Source organism: Serratia sp. TMDUHS_CL (assembly GCF_037137105.1).
Lineage (GTDB): Bacteria > Pseudomonadota > Gammaproteobacteria > Enterobacterales > Enterobacteriaceae > Serratia > Serratia nevei.
In genome coordinates, this window is sequence record NZ_JBBBDV010000007.1 from 125,744 (window position 1) to 142,650 (window position 16,907).

Sequence of the window (16,907 nt, forward strand, 5' to 3'; positions counted from 1 at the left end):
ATATAACAGCTGCGCTGTCGCAACCGTAGGGATTTTTCGGTGCGACGATAGAATTCTAGAGGGGATGATAGAGTGAATAAGTCACAACTGATCGACAAGATTGCCGCAGGTGCTGATATTTCCAAAGCGGCAGCGGGACGTGCTTTAGACGCAGTAATCGCTTCCGTTACCGACTCTCTGAAAGCAGGGGATGACGTGGCTCTGGTAGGTTTCGGTTCCTTCACCGTGCGTGAACGTTCGGCTCGTACCGGCCGCAACCCGCAGACCGGTAAAGAGATCAAAATCGCGGCAGCCAAAGTACCGGCCTTCCGTGCAGGGAAAGCGCTGAAAGACGCTGTAAACTGATTTAGCGTCTAACCGTTTAGCGTAACAGGGTTTTGTAATAAACAATCACCTGACGCAGCGGTGCTGGTAAGGTAAGATACAAGGCGCATCGGACTGATGCGCTTTTTTTATTTTTGTCGCAGGGAACGCGCCTGCACAAGGGTTGTTAATCCACATCACAGCGGAGTGTTGTCACACTATGATGGACAATTTACGCGCGGCTGCTAATCACGTCGTGCTCAAAATCATCCTGGCCCTGATCATCCTGTCATTCGTTCTGACCGGGGTGGGTAACTACCTGATCGGCGGCTCCGGCGATTATGCTGCGAAAGTAAATGGTCAGACGATCGAACGCGCTCAGCTGGAACAGGCTTTCCAAAGCGAGCGTAGCCGCATGCAGCAGCAGCTGGGTGACCAGTTCTCCGCGCTGGCCGGCAACGAAGGCTACATGCAGCAGATGCGCCGTCAGGTGTTGTCCCAGTTGATCGACAACATGCTGCTCGACCAGTACGCCAAGAAGCTGGGCCTGGCGGTCAGCGACGATCAGATCAAGGACGCCATCCGCAAGGCGCCTTACTTCCAGACCAACGGCCAGTTCGATAACGCCAAATACCTCGACCTGATCGGCCGCATGGGCTACACCGCCGACAACTTCGCGCAGTCGATGCGCCAGCAGCTGGTCAATCAGCAGCTGATTCAGGCCTTCGGCGAGTCCGGCTTCGTGCTGCCGTCCGAATCGCAAGCCATGGCGGCGCTGGTGCTGCAGGAGCGCGACGTGCGCCTGGCGACCATCGATCTGAAGGCGCTGCAGGCGAAACAGAGCGCCGGCGACGACGAACTGAAGGCGTATTACGATCAGAACAAAAACAGCTTCATCGCACCTGAGCAGGTGAAGGTGAGCTATATCCCGCTGGACGCCGCGTCCATGCAGGACAAGGTGAAAGTGAGCGAAGAGGACATCAGCGCTTACTACGACCAACACAAGAGCAGCTACGGCCAGCCGGAGCGTAAAAACTACAGCGTGATTCAGCTGAAAACCGAGGCGGAAGCCAACGCCGTGCTGGACGAGCTGAAGAAGGGCGCCGATTTCGCCACCCTGGCGAAAGAGAAATCCACCGATATCATCTCACGCCGCACCGGCGGCGAGCTGGGCTGGCTGGAGCCGGAAACCACCGCCGACGAGCTGAAGCAGGCTAACCTGACCGAGAAAGGGCAGCTGTCCGGCGTGGTGAAATCTTCCGTCGGCTTCCTGATCGTGCGTTTGAATGATATCGAACCTGAGAAAGTGAAGCCGCTGAGCGAAGTGCATGACGCCATCGCCAAGCAGGTGCAGCAGGAGAAAGCGGTAGACGCGTATTACGCGCTGCAGCAGAAGGTGAGCGAAGCGGCGACCAGCGACAACGAATCTCTGGCCTCGGCTGAAGAAGCGGCCGGCGTGAAAGCGGCGCAAAGCGACTGGTTCACTCGTGACAACATTCCTGCCGCGCTGAACTTCAAGCCGGTCGTGCAGGCGATCTTCGACGGCTCGCTGATCGGCGAGAACGGCGCGCCGGGCAGCAACTCCGACGTGATCACCGTAGATGGCGACCGCGCCTTCGTGGTGCGCGTGAGCGGCCATAAGCCGGAAGGTATCGAACCATTCGACCAGGTGAAAGACCGCGTGGCCGAGCTGGTGAAGCGCAACAAAGCGGTGCAGGAAGCGAAACTGCAGGGCGAGAAGCTGCTGGTTGAGCTGAAGCAGGGCAAGGGCGACGAGGCGATGAAAGCCGCCGGCCTGAGCTTTGGCGCCGTGCAGAAGATGGCGCGCGCGCCGGAAGACAGCCAGCTGGTGGAGAGCGTGTTCGCGCTGCCGCACCCGCAGGACGGCAAACCGGTGTACGGCATGTCGCAGGATCGCCAGGACAACGTGGTGCTGATCGCGCTCGATGCGGTGAAGCCAGGCACGCTGCCGGAAGACGAAATGAAAACCTTCGTCGGCAAGATGGAAGAGGGCGCGACCGGCGTTTCCTTCGATTCGCTGCTGGCGAGCCTGCGTAAAGAAGCCAAGATCAAAATGGGCGCCGCTGAGCAACAGCCTCAGTAATCGCCGCATTTTTCTGCAACGCAGTGCAACAAACAAAGGCCGCTTTCGCGGCCTTTTCCACATCTGATATCCGCCGATTGCTGAATATTCGCCGCCGCGGCAAGGTAGCCGTGCTGTCACACACAAGGAGGATACAGCATGCAACATACAGAGAAAAAAGCGTTATCAGGTTACCGTCATCACGTCAAAGCTGCGCTCACCGCGCTGCTTTTGTGCCTGGCGGGGCCGGCCGCCGCGGTGGATAAAGCCGAGGCGCCGGCACCCATGCTCTCAGCACCGGCGAGCAATGGCGGGCAATCGGTGATGACCAAGACAGCCGAGGAGGCGGCGGTCAGCATCAATCAGGCCACCGCCGAACAGCTGGCCGCCGCCTTGAGCGGCATCGGTTTGAAGAAGGCGGAAGGCATCGTGCGCTACCGCGAGCAGAACGGGCCGTTCACCCAGGTTGAGCAGTTGCAGGAGGTGCCGGGCATCGGGCCGGCGCTGTTTGAGAAGAACCGCACCCGGCTGAAAATGTGATCCCGGTCGCGGCTGCGTGGCAAAATGCCGCTGAGGCCGTCACTCCTCTGCTACATTTTACAGGTCTTACCAGTTTGGCGCGTTGACCAAACGGGCGAGGGAGCCGCTGCGGCTCCCTCTTTCTGTAATCACCAGGCAGGAGCGATCGTTCCCTATGCAAACCTTTATCAAAGTTCGCGGTTATCACCTTGATGTTTACCAGCACGTTAACAACGCCCGCTATCTGGAGTTTCTGGAAGAGGCGCGCTGGGAATGGCTGGAGAACGAGGCCGGGTTCCGCTGGATGACGGAAAACAACATCGCTTTCATCGTGGTGAACATCAATATCAATTACCGCAGCCCGGCGGTATTGGGGGATAAGCTGCGTATCGACAGCCAGATGGTGCAGCTCAATGGCAAGAGCGGGGTGCTGAGCCAAAAGGTGACGCAGGATCCGGCGGGGACGCCGGTGGCTGACGCGCTGCTGACTTTCGTGTGCGTCGATCTGAAAACGCAGCGTGCGCTGCCGATCGAAGGAGAATTGCGCGAGCGCCTGGAGGCGCTCACGCCGAAGGATAATCTGCAGTAAGCTCACGGGCGGCAGAGGCTGCCGCCGTCACTGCCTCAGACCAGAGCGGCCTTCTGTTTCAACGCCGCCATCACTTCCGCCTGGTTGGCCCGGTACTGCATCAGGCCATTGGCGCGCAGGTTGCAGGCGGCACATTCGCCGCAGCCGTCACCCTTGATGCCGTTGTAGCAGGTCAGCGTATCCTGGCGCACGCGATCCAGCTGGTGGTAATAATCCGCCAGCGCCCAGGTCTCGGCCTTGTTTAGCCACATCAGCGGCGTTTCGAAGCGGATATCGCGGGCGATGCCCAGCGTCACCGCCTTGTTCAACGCTTTAACAAACTCGTCGCGGCAATCCGGATAGCCGGAGAAATCGGTTTCACACACGCCGGTGATCACCGCTTCCGCTTCCACCTGGTAGGCGTAGATCGCCGCCAGCGTCAGGAACAGGATGTTGCGGCCCGGCACGAAGGTGCTCGGCAGCGCATTTTTCTGATTGGGATCGTAGGCGGGAACCGGAATATTGTCGCGCGTCAGGCTGCTGACGGCCAGCTCATTGAGCAGCGTTACGTCCAGCACTTTGTGTGCCTTGGCGCCGAGGGCGACCGACAGCTCTTGAGCCACTTCAATCTCGGCGCGATGGCGCTGGCCGTAATCGAACGTGACGCAGTGAACTTCATCATACTGTTGCAATGCCTGGATCAAGCAGGTCGTGGAGTCTTGTCCACCGCTGAAAACGACAACCGCGCGCTTCATAAAATCACCTTTTTGGGCTTTGGCCTCTCCCGATACACATTCGGGCGGCAGGATAAAAATTGCGTTGCGGCGACAATAGTAGCAGAAAGGGCCGCCAGGCGCAGGGCGGTTCGGCTCAGGCCGGTGCGTCGTCCACCGGCGGCGGCAGCCACGCCTGGCAAAAATCGAACCAGCCGTGGGCGGTTAGCGTGACGCCATGCATGCGCGGCGGCGCGCTGATCTGATACTGATAGTGAAACAGCGGCGTGATGATGGCGGCAGCCATCAGCCGTTGATAATAAGCCTGCAGCTGTGCGAAGCGCGGTTGCTGCGCCTGCAGCTGCTGGATCTGTCGCAGCGTGTCCTGCTGCTGCTGCCAGCGGCTTTCCGTCAGGATACCGCGCCACAGCGTATCCTGCCGCAGCCAGCTCTCCAGCGTCGCCTCCGGCGCTTCACCGATCAGGTTGTCTGCCAGCAGCAGGTCGGCCTGGGCGATCTGCGCCTCGCTTTGCCAGCGTTTACCGGCGTAGTAACGCACCTCCAGCTCGCAGCCGTGCTGCGCCAGCAGCCGCTGCAGCGCGACCGTCACCGTTTCCAGCTCGACCGGCGGCCGATACAGCAGCGTCAGCCGGGCGGGCAGGGTGACATCTTCCTCAATCCGTTGGCTGGGAATACGCCAGCCGGGCAGCATTTCATGGCTGGGGGTGATCACGCTGTTGGGAATAGGTAGACGGCTCAGCAGGCCGGACTGCTGGATCAGCATCAGCAGCTTTTGCCCCTGGGCTTCGCTCAGCACGCCGTGGCGCAGGTTCAGCGCCAGATAACACCAGCCCAGGCTCATGCTGCGCTGCACCGGCCTGGCCTGCGCCAAATCGTCTTGCTGACCGATGGTGATGCGCACCGGATGCTGGCAACTGGTGTCGGCGCCGGCGGTGGGCAGGTCGGGGGTGATCCAGTACTCGATGGTGTCCAGATACGGGTGCTGCAGATGGTAACCGGCGTGCTGTTCCAGCCGCACTAGCTGCGGTTCATTCAGCGCCAGCTTGAACGGGCCGGCGCCGATGCCCGGCAGCTCCGGGTGGGTCATCAGGCAAGGCAGCTCCGCCAGCCGGTGAGCCAGCCAATAGTCCGCCAGGTGCAGATCGAACTGGATGCACAGCGGATGCGGCAGGCTGATGTGCGCGACGTTGGCCAGGCTGGGTTGGCTGCGCGGGTGGCGCTGCAGTTTTTCCAGCGTTTGCAGCAGCTGTTGGCCGGTCAGCGGTTCACCGTTATGCCAGCGCAGCTGACTGCGCAGAAAGAAGCGCCAGCGCAGGCCGTGCTCGCCAATTTGCCAGTGGTGCGCCAGATCGGGCTGCGGTTCCGGGTTACCGGTCATCAGTCGCGTCAGCCCGGCGTGCAGGGTCGATACCAGATGTTGCTCGGCGCGGCCGGTCAGCGTGAGTGGGTCGAGCGCTTCCAGCGTGCGGTAATAGGGAATGCGCAGCGTCGGGCTGCCGGCCTGCCATTGCCCGCCGAGGTGCGGTCTGAGCAGATCCTGCAGGTGCTGCGGATCGAGCTGCGCCATCTCCAGGGCCCCCTGATGGTTGCCCTGTTGCAGCAGCTGTTGCAGCAGCTGCGCGCGCAGTTCATCCGGGGTTTTCAGGCAATGCAGGCGGGCGCGTTTGCCGCGGCCGGGCTGCGAATGCCAGCTCAGCCAGCCCTGATCCTGCAGCTGTTGCACCAGCGTGCGGGCGTGCCGTTCGCTGCAGTAGAACATCGCCGCCAGCTCGCCGATGGTCACGGCGACCGGCGCGCTGCCGAGCTGTTGGTACAGGCGTTGATATTGGCTGAGACGGTGAACCAGGCGCATGGGCAGAAATCCGGAACAGTTTTCTCAAATTGTTCACTATTACTTCCGCAAATACCATCCCATACTGCACGGATTGTAATCGCGTTCACATTCAAGAGGTCTTTATGTATCGCCTGGCAGCTTTCGATATGGACGGCACGCTGTTGATGCCGGATCACCGGGTTGGCCCGGAAACGCTGGCGGTGCTGAACCAGCTGGTGGAGCGGGAAATGGTGGTGACGTTCGCCACCGGGCGGCACTACCTCGACGCGCAGCCGATCATGGCGCAGCTGGGGCTGCAGGGTTACCTGATCACCGGCAACGGCACGCGAGTGTATGACAACCGCGGCCAACAGCTGCACGCCACCGATTTGCCGGCGGCGGTCGCCGAAGAGGTGCTGCATCATCATTGGCGCACCCGCGCCAGCATGCATGTGTTCCGCGATGAAGGTTGGCTGACCGAGTTTCCCGTGCCGGAAGAGATGCTGCGGGCGCACCACCTGAGCGGCTTTCGTTTTCAGCTGGCTGACGTGCGCCGCCTGCCGGCGTTCGGCAACAGCAAGGTGTGCTTTGTCGCGCCGCACGAGGAGCTGCTGGCGTTGCAGGTGCAGCTGCGGGCACAGCTGGGCGACGAGGCAGACCTGTGCTTTTCCGCTTACGACTGTCTGGAAGTGCTGCCGCTCGGTTGCAACAAAGGCACGGCGCTGGACCGGCTGAGCCGCCATCTGGGGCTGACGATGGCCGACTGCATGGCGTTCGGCGACGCGATGAACGACAAAGAGATGCTGGGGGCGGTGGGGCACGGCGTGGTGATGGGCAACGCCCTGCCGCAGCTGAAATCCCTGCTGCCGCAGCTACCGGTTATCGGCCATTGCCAGCAACAGGCGGTGGCCCACTATTTACAACATTGGCTGCGTTCACCTTGCCTCACCTATTCCCCCGAAGAATGAGGTTCTCCTTACAGCCGGCCGGGTATGACTACCCGGCTTTTTTTTATCCGGAGCCTGGCGTTACAAATCCGCCAGCTGCGCCAGATACGGCTGCAGATCGCCGATGTTGTTGCTGACCCATTCCGGGTTGTAATAGGTATCCAGATAACGCTCGCCGCTGTCGCACAGCAGGGTGACGATCGACCCTTGCTCGCCGTTTTCCCGCATCTGTTTCGCCAGCTGCAGCGCACCCCAGACGTTGGTGCCGGTGGAGGCGCCAACCTTGCGGCCTAACACGCCTTCCAGCCAGTGAATGGTGGCGACGCTGGCGGCATCCGGCACCCGCAGCATGTTGTCGACCACCGACGGGATGAACGACGGCTCGGCGCGCGGGCGGCCGATGCCTTCGATACGGCTGCCGCAGCTGCCGATCAGGGTGCGATCGCCGTGGTGGAAGCAGTCATAGAACACCGAATTTTCCGGATCGACCACCGTCAATTGGGTGTCGTGCCCCTGATAGCGGATGTAGCGCCCCAGCGTAGCGGAGGTGCCGCCGGTGCCGGCGCTCATCACGATGTGTTTCGGCACCGGGAAAGGTTCGCGTGCCATCTGGCGGAAGATGCTGTCGGCGATGTTGTTGTTGCCGCGCCAGTCGGTGGCGCGTTCGGCATAGGTGAACTGATCCATATAGTGGCCGTTCAGCTCTTTCGCCAGCTGTTCGGAGGCGGCGTAGATCTGGGCGGCGTGATCGACGAAGTGACAGCGGCCGCCGTAAAAGGCGATCTGCTCCACCTTGCGGCGCGCGGTGCAGGATGGCATCACCGCGATGAACGGCAGGCCGATCAGACGAGCGAAGTAGGCTTCGGACACCGCGGTGCTGCCGGAAGAGGCCTCGATGATGGTGGTGTTCTCGGTGATCCAGCCGTTGCACAGGCCATAAAGGAACAGCGAGCGCGCCAGGCGGTGTTTCAGGCTGCCGGTCGGGTGGGTGCTCTCGTCCTTCAAATACAGGCAGATGCCTGGAAACGCCGGCAGGTTCAGGCGAATCAGGTGCGTATCGGCGGAGCGCTGAAAATCCGCTTCTATTTCACCGATAGCATATTTTACCCAAGAGTTTGTCATGATTTGGCCTCAAAATAGGGGGCTGGTTTATGGCGTAGCATAGCCTGTCGGCAGGAAAAAAGGATTGCCATTTTCCCTGTTTAATCGCCTAATGAGAGAAAATTTTTCTCCTGGTGGCCGCTATGTTAGATAAAACAGACCGTAAGCTGCTGTGCATGCTGCAGCAAGATTGCACCCAGTCGCTGCAGGCGCTGGCCGATGCGGTCAATTTGACCTCGACGCCGTGCTGGAAACGGCTGAAGCGCCTGGAAGACGAGGGCTATATCCGCGGCCGGGTGGCGCTGCTGGATAACGAAAAGCTCGGCCTGGGGCTGACGGCGTTCGTGCTGATCAAGACCCAGCAGCACAGCAGCGAGTGGTATCAGGCGTTTGTGCAACTGACCAGCCAGATGCCCGAGGTGCTGGCGTTCTACCGCATGGCGGGGGAGTACGACTATCTGATGCAGGTCGAAGTGGCGGACATGAAAAGCTACGACGGCTTTTATAAGCGTCTGGTGAACGGCGTACCGGGCCTCATCGATGTCACCTCAAGCTTTGCCATGGAAAAAATCAAATACACCACCGCGCTGCCGGTGCCGGAGTGAAAAGTTCACCGGACGGGCGGCTCAACGGTGGTATCCTGCTCTGCTGAAGCAGAAAAAGAGACAAATCCCATAAAACCCTGGAATCAAACTGCGTGAGATTATTTGCTCAAATCGGCTGGTACTTCCGCCGGGAGTGGCGCCGCTACCTCGGGGCGGTGGTGCTGCTGATCGTCATCGCCATCCTGCAACTGCTGCCGCCTAAGCTGGTCGGCATCATCGTGGACGGCGTCACCGAAAAACAAATGTCTACCGGCGTGCTGATGGCCTGGCTCGGGCTGATGATCGGCACCGCGATCGTCGTTTACCTGCTGCGCTATGTGTGGCGGGTGTTGCTGTTCGGCGCCTCCTACCAACTGGCGGTCGAGCTGCGCGAAAACTTTTACCGCCAACTCAGCCGGCAAAACCCGGCGTTCTACCTGCGCCACCGCACCGGCGATCTGATGGCGCGCGCCACCAACGACGTGGACCGCGTGGTGTTCGCCGCCGGCGAAGGCGTGCTGACGCTGGTGGACTCGCTGGTGATGGGACTGGTGGTGCTGGTGGTGATGAGCACCCAAATCAGCTGGCAGCTGACGGTGCTGGCGTTGATCCCGATGCCGCTGATGGCGATCGCCATCAAATATTACGGCGACCAGCTGCACCAGCGCTTTAAATCGGCGCAGGCGGCGTTTTCCAGCCTGAACGATCAGGCGCAGGAAAGCATGACCAGCATCCGCATGATCAAGGCCTTTGGGCTGGAAGATCACCAATCCAACCGCTTCGCCGAGGTGGCGGCGCAGACCGGCGCCAAGAACATGCACGTGGCGCGGGTGGATGCGCGCTTCGATCCGACCATTTATATCGCCATCGGCGCCTCTAACCTGCTGGCCATCGGCGGCGGCAGCTGGATGGTGGTGAACGGGTCGCTGACGCTCGGGCAGCTGACCAGCTTTGTGATGTATCTCGGCTTGATGATCTGGCCGATGCTGGCGCTGGCCTGGATGTTCAACATCGTCGAACGCGGCAGCGCGGCCTACAGCCGCATCCGCAGCCTGCTCGACGAGGCGCCGGCGGTGCAGGACGGCCCGCAGGCGTTGCCGGCCGGCCGCGGCGTGCTGGACGTGGATATCCGCGCGTTCCACTACCCGGAAAACCCGCATCCGGCGCTGCATGACGTGGCGCTGACGCTGAAGCCGGGGCAGATGCTGGGGCTGTGCGGGCCGACCGGTGCCGGCAAGTCGACGCTGTTGTCGCTGATCCAGCGCCAGTTCGACGTCGACCAAGGGCAGATCCGCTATCACGGCCTGCCGTTGCCGCAGGTCAAACTCGACGACTGGCGTTCGCGGCTGTCGGTGGTGAGCCAGACGCCGTTCCTGTTCTCCGATACCGTGGCGAACAACATTGCGCTGGGCCATCCGGGGGCGACGCAGGCGCAGATCGAACAGGCGGCGCGGTTGGCCAGCGTCCATGAGGACATTCTGCGGCTGCCACAGGGCTATGACACCGAAGTGGGCGAACGCGGCGTGATGCTGTCGGGCGGGCAGAAACAGCGTATCTCCATTGCGCGTGCGCTGCTGCTGGATGCGGAGATCCTGATCCTCGACGACGCGCTGTCGGCGGTGGACGGCCGTACCGAACACCAGATCCTGCACAACCTGCGCAGCTGGGGGCAAGATCGCACGGTGATCATCAGCGCGCACCGGCTGTCGGCCTTGACCGAAGCCAGCGAGATCCTGGTGATGCAGCACGGCGGCGTTGCGCAGCGCGGCGATCCGGTGGCGCTGGCGGCGCAGCCGGGCTGGTATCGCGATATGTACCGTTATCAGCAGCTGGAAGCGGCGCTGGATGAAGCGCCGGAAAACGGCGAGGAGGCGTTGGCCGATGAATAAAGTGCAAAAGCTGTGGCCGACGCTGAAGCGGCTGCTGGCCTATGGCTCGCCGTACCGCAAACCGCTGGGGCTGGCGGTGCTGATGCTGTGGATAGCGGCGGCGGCGGAAGTCGCCGGGCCGATCCTGGTGAGCTATTTTATCGATAATTACGTCGCCAAAGGGCAACTGCCGCTGACGATCGTCGGTGGGCTGGCGGCGGCTTACATTCTGCTGGAGCTGCTGGCGGCGGCGTTGCACTACTTCCAGGCGCTGCTGTTCAACCAGGCGGCGGTGGGGGTGGTCCAGCGGCTGCGCACCGACGTGATGGACGCCGCGCTGCGCCAGCCGCTCAGCGCCTTCGACACGCAGCCGGTCGGGCAATTGATCTCGCGCGTCACCAACGACACCGAGGTGATCAAGGATCTGTACGTGATGGTGGTCTCCACGGTGCTGAAAAGCGCCGCGCTGATCGGTGCCATGCTGGTGGCGATGTTCAGCCTCGACTGGCGCATGGCGCTGGTGGCGGTCTGCATCTTCCCGGCGGTGTTTGTGGTGATGGGCATCTATCAATACTACAGCACGCCGATCGTGCGCCGGGTGCGCAGCTATCTGGCGGACATCAACGACGGTTTCAACGAAGTGATCAACGGCATGGGCGTGATTCAGCAGTTCCGCCAGCAGGTGCGCTTCGGTGAACGCATGAGCGCCGCCAGTCAGTCGCACTATCTGGCGCGCATGCAGACCCTGCGGCTCGACGGTTTCCTGCTGCGACCGCTGCTCAGCCTGTTTTCGGCGCTGGTGCTGTGCGGGCTGCTGATGCTGTTCGGCTTCAGCGGCGAGGGGGTGATTGGCGTCGGCGTGCTCTATGCCTTCATCAACTACCTGGGGCGCCTGAACGAACCGCTGATCGAGCTCACGTCGCAGCAGTCGATCCTGCAGCAGGCGGTGGTGGCCGGTGAACGCATTTTCGAGCTGATGGATCGCAGCCAGCAGAGTTACGGCGCCGACGATCGTCCGCTGGCCGGTGGCCGCATCGACATCACCGATCTGAGCTTCGCTTACCGCGCGGACAAAAAGGTGCTGCAGCACATTTCGCTGGCGGTGCCTTCGCGCGGTTTCGTGGCGCTGGTCGGGCATACCGGCAGCGGTAAGAGCACCTTGGCCAACCTGCTGATGGGCTATTACCCGGTCAGCGAGGGGGAAGTGCGTCTCGATGGCCGCCCGATCTCCAGCCTGTCGCACCGCACGCTGCGCCAGGGCGTGGCGATGGTGCAGCAGGATCCGGTGGTGATCGCCGATTCGGTGCTGGCCAACGTTACGTTGGGGCGCAACATCGAGGAAGACGCCGTGTGGCAGGCGCTGGAAACGGTGCAGCTGGCGAGTCTGGTGCGCGGCTTCCCGCAGGGTATTCACACCCGGCTGGGAGAGCAGGGCAATAACCTGTCCGTCGGGCAGAAACAGCTGCTGGCGATGGCGCGGGTCTTGGTGCAGGCGCCGCAGATCCTGATCCTCGACGAGGCGACCGCCAATATCGACTCGGGCACCGAACAGGCGATCCAGCGCGCGCTGCGTGCGATCCGCGAGCACACCACGCTGGTGGTGATCGCCCACCGGCTGTCGACCATCGTCGATGCCGATTCCATCCTGGTGCTGCATCGCGGCCAGGCGGTAGAGCAGGGCAACCATCAGCAGCTGCTGGCGCAGCAGGGGCGCTACTACCAGATGTACCAGCTGCAGCTGGCGGGCGAGCAGCTGGCGGAAGCGGTGCGCGAAGAGAGCCAACCCGCCTGAGCATGGGCCGCGATCGCGGCCCTTCTTTTTTTCCCACGCACCACAAGCAGGCAACCCGCCTGCGCCATGCCCCCTTTCTGCACTTTTTCGACGCGATGCGCACCAAATCAGTGCGCGATATTTAATCAATTCAGGGTATCGGTATGGCGCCGCGGTCTGATGGTGCCCGCGTTCCCGCTAATCCGCTGAATCGTCATGCAAAATCAAATCTGGCACAGGCCTTGCTACATATGACGCGTACCAGGGGTGAGTTTGGGTTTAATTCGTGGAGGGGCAATATGAAGCTGGTGACCGTGGTAATCAAACCGTTCAAGCTGGAGGACGTACGCGAGGCTCTGTCCTCCGTGGGCATTCAGGGGTTGACCGTAACCGAAGTGAAGGGCTTTGGCCGCCAGAAGGGGCACGCCGAGCTGTATCGCGGCGCCGAATATAACGTCAACTTCCTGCCCAAGGTCAAAATCGACATCGCCATCGCTGACGATCAGTTGGATGAAGTGGTTGATGTGATTAGCAAAGCCGCCTACACCGGCAAAATCGGCGACGGCAAAATTTTCGTTGCCGAGTTGCAACGCGTGATCCGCATTCGCACCGGCGAAACCGACGAATCGGCACTGTAACCGCGAACTCAGCTAAGTGATGGGGATGGATTGATAATGAAAAGACTGTTATCCATGTTGGGCCTGAGTTCGGTAACCCTGGTTCCTTCTTTGGCCCTGGCCGCCCCGGCGGTCGCTGATAAGGCCGACAACGCCTTTATGATGATCTGCACTGCGTTGGTGCTGTTCATGACGCTGCCGGGCATCGCGCTGTTTTACGGCGGCCTGCTGCGCGGCAAAAACGTGCTGTCGATGCTGACGCAGGTCACCGTCACCTTCGCGCTGGTCTGCGTGCTGTGGGTGCTGTATGGCTACAGCCTGGCGTTCAGCGAGGGCAATGCGGTATTTGGCGGGTTCGAAACGGCGATGCTGAAAGGCATCGGCATCGATAGCGTCACCGGCAGCATCAGCCAGATGATCCACGTCGCCTTCCAGGCTTCCTTCGCCTGTATCACCGTCGCACTAGTGGTGGGCGGCTTCGCCGAACGCATTCGCTTCTCGGCGGTGCTGATCTTCGCGATTGTGTGGTTCACGCTGTCCTATCTGCCGATCGCGCACATGGTGTGGGGCGGCGGCTACCTGGCCACCGACGGCGCATTGGACTTCGCCGGCGGCACCGTGGTGCACATCAACGCCGCCAGCGCCGGGCTGATCGGCGCCTACCTGATCGGCAAACGCGCCGGCTTCGGTAAAGAGGCCTTCAAACCGCACAACCTGCCGATGGTGTTTACCGGGGCGTCCATCCTGTATATCGGCTGGTTCGGCTTCAACGCCGGCTCCGCCAGCGCGGCCAACGGCATTGCGGCGCTGGCGTTCCTCAACACCGTCGTCGCCACCGCGGGCGCCATTCTCTCCTGGACCTTCGCCGAATGGGTGCTGCGCGGCAAGCCTTCGCTGCTGGGCGCCTGCTCCGGCATGATCGCCGGGTTGGTTGCGGTGACGCCGGCGGCGGGCACCGTGGGCGTGGGCGGGGCGTTGATCATCGGCCTGGTGGGCGGCGTCGCCGGCCTGTGGGGCGTCGTGACGCTGAAGAAATGGCTGAAGGTGGACGACACCTGCGACGTGTTCGGCGTGCACGGGGTGTGCGGCATCGTCGGCTGCCTGCTGACCGGCGTGTTCACCGCCTCTTCACTGGGCGGCACCGGCTACGCCGAAGGGGTGACGATGGGCCATCAGGTCTGGATCCAGCTGGTGAGCGTGCTGATCACGCTGGTGTGGTCGAGCGTCGCCGCCTTTATCGCCTTCAAGATCGCGGGCGTCATGGTGGGCCTGAGAGTGCCGGAAGAGCAGGAACGCGAGGGGCTGGACGTCAACAGCCACGGCGAGAGCGCCTACAACCAATAAGACTCGAAGCAGGGCAGTGCGCTAAAGACTAAAATAGTGATGAAGCCGACAGGGGCGATGGAAACATCGCCCCTTTCTTTATGCCGCGGATCAGGCGTCGCGCTGGCGAATCACCCCTTCCTGCACGGTGGTGGCGACCAGGACGCCGTCGCGGGTGTAGATTTGGCCGCGAACAAAGCCCCGTGCGCCGGAGGCGGAGGAGCTCTCCACCGCGTACAGCAGCCAGTCATCCATGCGGAACGGGCGATGGAACCACATGGAGTGGTCAATGGTGGCCACCTGCATGCCCGGCTCGAGGAAGCCGACGCCGTGCGGCTGCAGCGCGGTCGGCAGGAAGTTAAAGTCCGACGCGTAGCCCAGCAGGTATTGGTGGATGCGTTGATCGTCCGGCATGCTGCCGTTGGCGCGGAACCAGACGTAGCGATGCGGTTCTTCCACGCTGCCTTTCAGCGGGTTGTGGAATTTCACCGGGCGCATTTCGATCGGCTTTTGGCCGATAAATTTTTCGCGCACTTTTTCCGGCAGCATATGCGCCAGCTTCTGGGCGATCTCTGATTCGGACAGCAGCCCTTCCGGCGGCGGCACGTCCGGCATCAGGTTCTGGTGCTCGAAACCCGCCTCCGGGCTCTGGAAGGAGGCGGTCATATAGAAGATAGGTTTACCGTGCTGGATGGCGCTGACGCGGCGCGCGCTGAAGCTGTTGCCGTCGCGCAGGGTTTCCACGTCGTAAACGATAGGCTTGCTGCTGTCGCCCGGGCGCAGGAAGTAGCTGTGGAACGAATGCACGCTGCGTTCATCCGGCACCGTCTGCTTGGCGGCGTACAGCGCCTGGCCGACCACCTGCCCGCCGAACACCTGGCGCAGCCCCAAATCTTCACTCTGGCCGCGGAACAGCCCTTCTTCGATTTTCTCCAGATCCAGCAGATCGAGGAGGTTTTGCAATGCCTGGCTCATAAAGTTGTTACCTTTCTAATAATCATTTTGCGCAGTGTGCGGAATATCACGGCGCGGCGTCAACATCTTGCGTTATAGGGCCGATGAGAATGCTCTTAATAGTGGGCGCTTTGGACAGGCTAAGTGATTAATAGGTGGAGCAAAGTGGATTTGTCAGTGTTTTGTGCTAAGTTTAATAGGTGCGGTGGTGAAAGCCACCAACATGTTGATAATAAAAAAGGAGACCGATCCATGAAACTCTGGCAAATCGTAGGCGGTGCCGCGGCACTGACGATCACGCTGGCAGGATGCGCGCAAAAGAGTGCTGATGTGCCTACACAGGCGGCCGGTAACCCGGCGGCTGCGCAAACGCAGATTCAGGGCCCGGCGGTGACAGGTTCGGTTAATATACGTCAGCGCATTGCGCTGCCGCCGGACGCGGTACTGACGGTCACCCTCTCTGACGCCTCGCTGGCGGATGCGCCGTCTAAAGTGATTGCACAGCGCGCGGTACGCACTGAAGGGCAACAGGCGCCGTTCAGCTTTACGCTGCCGTATAACCCGTCCGACATCCAACCGAATGCGCGTATCATTCTGAGCGCGGCGGTGACGGTCAACGGGCGACTGATGTTTATTACCGACACCATCCAGGAAGTGGTCAACCGCAACGGCACCCGTGCCGATCTGCTGCTGGTTCCGGTTCAGGGTGTGCCGATTCAGGCTGCGCCAACCGCCATGCAGTAATCTTACTGCGGTACAGCAAGATGAAATCAACAGCCTTTGCGCTTCGGCCAAAGGCTGTTTTGTTTTACCAGCGCCAGCCGTAGCGATCGAAATCGACCGTGCTGTGCGGGCCGAAAATAATCCCCTCCGCCAGCAATGCCTGCCGCTGCCGTTGAAAATCCTCCCCCTGCTGCGATATCTGCCCGTGGCGGTTGATCACCCGGTGCCAGGGCAGCGTGCTGCCTTCCGGCAAACGCCGCAGCACGCCGCCGACCTGACGTGCGGCGCGCGGTGAACCGGCCAGCCGGGCAACTTCGCCGTAGGTGGTGACTTTGCCGTAAGGAATGGCGGCCACGATGTGGAATACCCGCTGGCTGAAAGAGGCGTCTTCTGGTTGCATGTTGCTGTTCCTGCGCGAGTCAAAACCCAGGCGGAGAGTGTGCCACAGCGCAGGTGGGTAAGAAAACAGCGGTTGGTCCCGGTTGGCTTGCTATTTGATAGGGCATCGCCGATAATGCCCACCGCTTCGGAGTACAGAAGCCGTCAATGGGGGCCCTGTTGGTTCTCCCGCAACACTAACTTGTGAACTCGGTCAGGTCCGGAAGGAAGCAGCCGCAGCAGGTGACGTGTGTGCCGGGATGTAGCTGGCAGGGTCCCCACCCATTTGCGGCCCGCAAAAACGTTTTTCCCCGTTATTCTTCCTGTCGACAGCTGCACAAGCGTCATTTCGCACGCCGCGAGCGAGCGTCTTTTCCTCTGCGCCGTTTTTGCCCTTCTCCCCCTATAGGGTTGCCAACAGATCCGATGACGGTGAAAAAAATAGCGTTTATATCGTTATTTGTGGGGCAAATAATGGCGCAGGCATAGGGAAAATTCTTAAAGTTGCACGCCTGTTGGGATGGCGTTAGTATTGTTTATTCTCTGTGCGAAAAAACTATCCGCGCTTCGCGGCGGTCGTCGAACTCGCTGAATAAGTTTAAATAATAACCCGTGTGCGCT

At 61.2% G+C, this 16,907-nt stretch carries 16 protein-coding genes and 1 other RNA gene; 12 read left to right on the forward strand and 5 right to left on the reverse strand.

What is annotated here, in order from left to right:
- Positions 1-72 precede the first annotated feature (72 nt).
- The 4 genes from hupB (at position 73) to WCL58_RS14835 (ending at position 3,494) form a co-directional block, all read left to right on the forward strand.
- Positions 73-345 carry a nucleoid-associated protein HU-beta gene (hupB, locus tag WCL58_RS14820; RefSeq protein WP_004940351.1) on the forward strand — a complete coding sequence of 91 codons (273 nt, stop codon included), beginning with the start codon at positions 73-75 and terminating at the stop codon, positions 343-345.
- 178 nt (positions 346-523) lie between these two features.
- The gene (gene ppiD, locus WCL58_RS14825) at positions 524-2,407 is read left to right on the forward strand and encodes a peptidylprolyl isomerase (protein ID WP_049199887.1); all 1,884 of its coding nucleotides are present in this window, start codon (positions 524-526) and stop codon (positions 2,405-2,407) included.
- A gap of 138 nt (positions 2,408-2,545) precedes the next feature.
- Positions 2,546-2,926 (forward strand): ComEA family DNA-binding protein, encoded by a 381-nt coding sequence (locus WCL58_RS14830; RefSeq protein ID WP_336851326.1) that lies wholly within the window; start codon positions 2,546-2,548, stop codon positions 2,924-2,926.
- A 154-nt stretch (positions 2,927-3,080) separates the two neighbouring features.
- Positions 3,081-3,494 carry an acyl-CoA thioesterase gene (locus tag WCL58_RS14835; protein ID WP_060423376.1) on the forward strand — a complete coding sequence of 138 codons (414 nt, stop codon included), beginning with the start codon at positions 3,081-3,083 and terminating at the stop codon, positions 3,492-3,494.
- Positions 3,495-3,529: 35 nt separating this feature from the next.
- Here the strand turns inward: WCL58_RS14835 and queC are convergent, their stop codons facing one another.
- Positions 3,530-4,228, reverse strand: coding sequence for a 7-cyano-7-deazaguanine synthase QueC (queC, locus tag WCL58_RS14840; RefSeq protein ID WP_087763283.1), 699 nt, complete (start codon positions 4,226-4,228; stop codon positions 3,530-3,532).
- Between the two features lie 115 nt (positions 4,229-4,343).
- Positions 4,344-6,059 carry an SgrR family transcriptional regulator gene (locus tag WCL58_RS14845; RefSeq protein WP_336851327.1) on the reverse strand — a complete coding sequence of 572 codons (1,716 nt, stop codon included), beginning with the start codon at positions 6,057-6,059 and terminating at the stop codon, positions 4,344-4,346.
- 104 nt (positions 6,060-6,163) lie between these two features.
- On the opposite strand from WCL58_RS14845, the gene cof reads away from it, so the two are divergent.
- Entirely contained in the window at positions 6,164-6,988 is an 825-nt protein-coding gene (gene cof / locus WCL58_RS14850; protein ID WP_033647299.1) for an HMP-PP phosphatase, read from the forward strand.
- 60 nt (positions 6,989-7,048) lie between these two features.
- Here the strand turns inward: cof and WCL58_RS14855 are convergent, their stop codons facing one another.
- On the reverse strand, positions 7,049-8,089 hold the full coding sequence (locus WCL58_RS14855) for a PLP-dependent cysteine synthase family protein (RefSeq protein WP_015376851.1): 1,041 nt from the start codon (positions 8,087-8,089) through the stop codon (positions 7,049-7,051).
- A gap of 122 nt (positions 8,090-8,211) precedes the next feature.
- On the opposite strand from WCL58_RS14855, the gene WCL58_RS14860 reads away from it, so the two are divergent.
- The 5 genes from WCL58_RS14860 to amtB all read left to right on the forward strand — a co-directional run bounded on the left by WCL58_RS14860 (position 8,212) and on the right by amtB (position 14,252).
- On the forward strand, positions 8,212-8,673 hold the full coding sequence (locus WCL58_RS14860; RefSeq protein ID WP_004940330.1) for an Lrp/AsnC family transcriptional regulator: 462 nt from the start codon (positions 8,212-8,214) through the stop codon (positions 8,671-8,673).
- Positions 8,674-8,765: 92 nt separating this feature from the next.
- Positions 8,766-10,541, forward strand: coding sequence for a multidrug efflux ABC transporter permease/ATP-binding subunit SmdA (smdA, locus tag WCL58_RS14865; RefSeq protein WP_060440573.1), 1,776 nt, complete (start codon positions 8,766-8,768; stop codon positions 10,539-10,541).
- Entirely contained in the window at positions 10,534-12,312 is a 1,779-nt protein-coding gene (smdB, locus tag WCL58_RS14870) for a multidrug efflux ABC transporter permease/ATP-binding subunit SmdB (RefSeq protein WP_055312256.1), read from the forward strand. Before smdA ends, smdB begins: the two co-directional genes overlap by 8 nt.
- 278 nt (positions 12,313-12,590) lie before the next feature.
- Positions 12,591-12,929 (forward strand): P-II family nitrogen regulator, encoded by a 339-nt coding sequence (gene glnK / locus WCL58_RS14875; RefSeq protein ID WP_004940327.1) that lies wholly within the window; start codon positions 12,591-12,593, stop codon positions 12,927-12,929.
- A gap of 36 nt (positions 12,930-12,965) precedes the next feature.
- Entirely contained in the window at positions 12,966-14,252 is a 1,287-nt protein-coding gene (gene amtB / locus WCL58_RS14880; RefSeq protein WP_180548178.1) for an ammonium transporter AmtB, read from the forward strand.
- A 90-nt stretch (positions 14,253-14,342) separates the two neighbouring features.
- Here amtB and tesB read toward each other — a convergent pair whose 3' ends face one another.
- Positions 14,343-15,206, reverse strand: coding sequence for an acyl-CoA thioesterase II (gene tesB, locus WCL58_RS14885; RefSeq protein WP_004940320.1), 864 nt, complete (start codon positions 15,204-15,206; stop codon positions 14,343-14,345).
- A 231-nt stretch (positions 15,207-15,437) separates the two neighbouring features.
- Here tesB and WCL58_RS14890 point away from each other — a divergent pair, with 231 nt between their 5' ends.
- Positions 15,438-15,929: a YbaY family lipoprotein gene (locus WCL58_RS14890; protein WP_016928846.1), complete on the forward strand. Its 492-nt coding sequence runs from the start codon at positions 15,438-15,440 to the stop codon at positions 15,927-15,929.
- 64 nt (positions 15,930-15,993) lie between these two features.
- Here WCL58_RS14890 and WCL58_RS14895 read toward each other — a convergent pair whose 3' ends face one another.
- On the reverse strand, positions 15,994-16,308 hold the full coding sequence (locus WCL58_RS14895) for an MGMT family protein (RefSeq protein ID WP_033642088.1): 315 nt from the start codon (positions 16,306-16,308) through the stop codon (positions 15,994-15,996).
- A 156-nt stretch (positions 16,309-16,464) separates the two neighbouring features.
- Between WCL58_RS14895 and ffs the strand changes: the two genes are divergently transcribed.
- An RNA gene (ffs, locus tag WCL58_RS14900) (signal recognition particle sRNA small type) lies at positions 16,465-16,561 on the forward strand.
- Positions 16,562-16,907 lie beyond the last annotated feature (346 nt).

What these genes read in the sequence shown, in the direction of transcription:
- ppiD (WP_049199887.1), top strand. Translation starts at nt 524, where the DNA reads ATGATGGACAATTTACGCGCGGCTGCTAATCACGTCGTGCTCAAAATC.
- WCL58_RS14830 (WP_336851326.1), top strand. Translation starts at nt 2,546, where the DNA reads ATGCAACATACAGAGAAAAAAGCGTTATCAGGTTACCGTCATCACGTC.
- WCL58_RS14835 (WP_060423376.1), top strand. Translation starts at nt 3,081, where the DNA reads ATGCAAACCTTTATCAAAGTTCGCGGTTATCACCTTGATGTTTACCAG.
- queC (WP_087763283.1), bottom strand. Translation starts at nt 4,228, where the DNA reads ATGAAGCGCGCGGTTGTCGTTTTCAGCGGTGGACAAGACTCCACGACC.
- WCL58_RS14845 (WP_336851327.1), bottom strand. Translation starts at nt 6,059, where the DNA reads ATGCGCCTGGTTCACCGTCTCAGCCAATATCAACGCCTGTACCAACAG.
- cof (WP_033647299.1), top strand. Translation starts at nt 6,164, where the DNA reads ATGTATCGCCTGGCAGCTTTCGATATGGACGGCACGCTGTTGATGCCG.
- WCL58_RS14855 (WP_015376851.1), bottom strand. Translation starts at nt 8,089, where the DNA reads ATGACAAACTCTTGGGTAAAATATGCTATCGGTGAAATAGAAGCGGAT.
- WCL58_RS14860 (WP_004940330.1), top strand. Translation starts at nt 8,212, where the DNA reads ATGTTAGATAAAACAGACCGTAAGCTGCTGTGCATGCTGCAGCAAGAT.
- smdB (WP_055312256.1), top strand. Translation starts at nt 10,534, where the DNA reads ATGAATAAAGTGCAAAAGCTGTGGCCGACGCTGAAGCGGCTGCTGGCC.
- glnK (WP_004940327.1), top strand. Translation starts at nt 12,591, where the DNA reads ATGAAGCTGGTGACCGTGGTAATCAAACCGTTCAAGCTGGAGGACGTA.
- amtB (WP_180548178.1), top strand. Translation starts at nt 12,966, where the DNA reads ATGAAAAGACTGTTATCCATGTTGGGCCTGAGTTCGGTAACCCTGGTT.
- tesB (WP_004940320.1), bottom strand. Translation starts at nt 15,206, where the DNA reads ATGAGCCAGGCATTGCAAAACCTCCTCGATCTGCTGGATCTGGAGAAA.
- WCL58_RS14890 (WP_016928846.1), top strand. Translation starts at nt 15,438, where the DNA reads ATGAAACTCTGGCAAATCGTAGGCGGTGCCGCGGCACTGACGATCACG.
- WCL58_RS14895 (WP_033642088.1), bottom strand. Translation starts at nt 16,308, where the DNA reads ATGCAACCAGAAGACGCCTCTTTCAGCCAGCGGGTATTCCACATCGTG.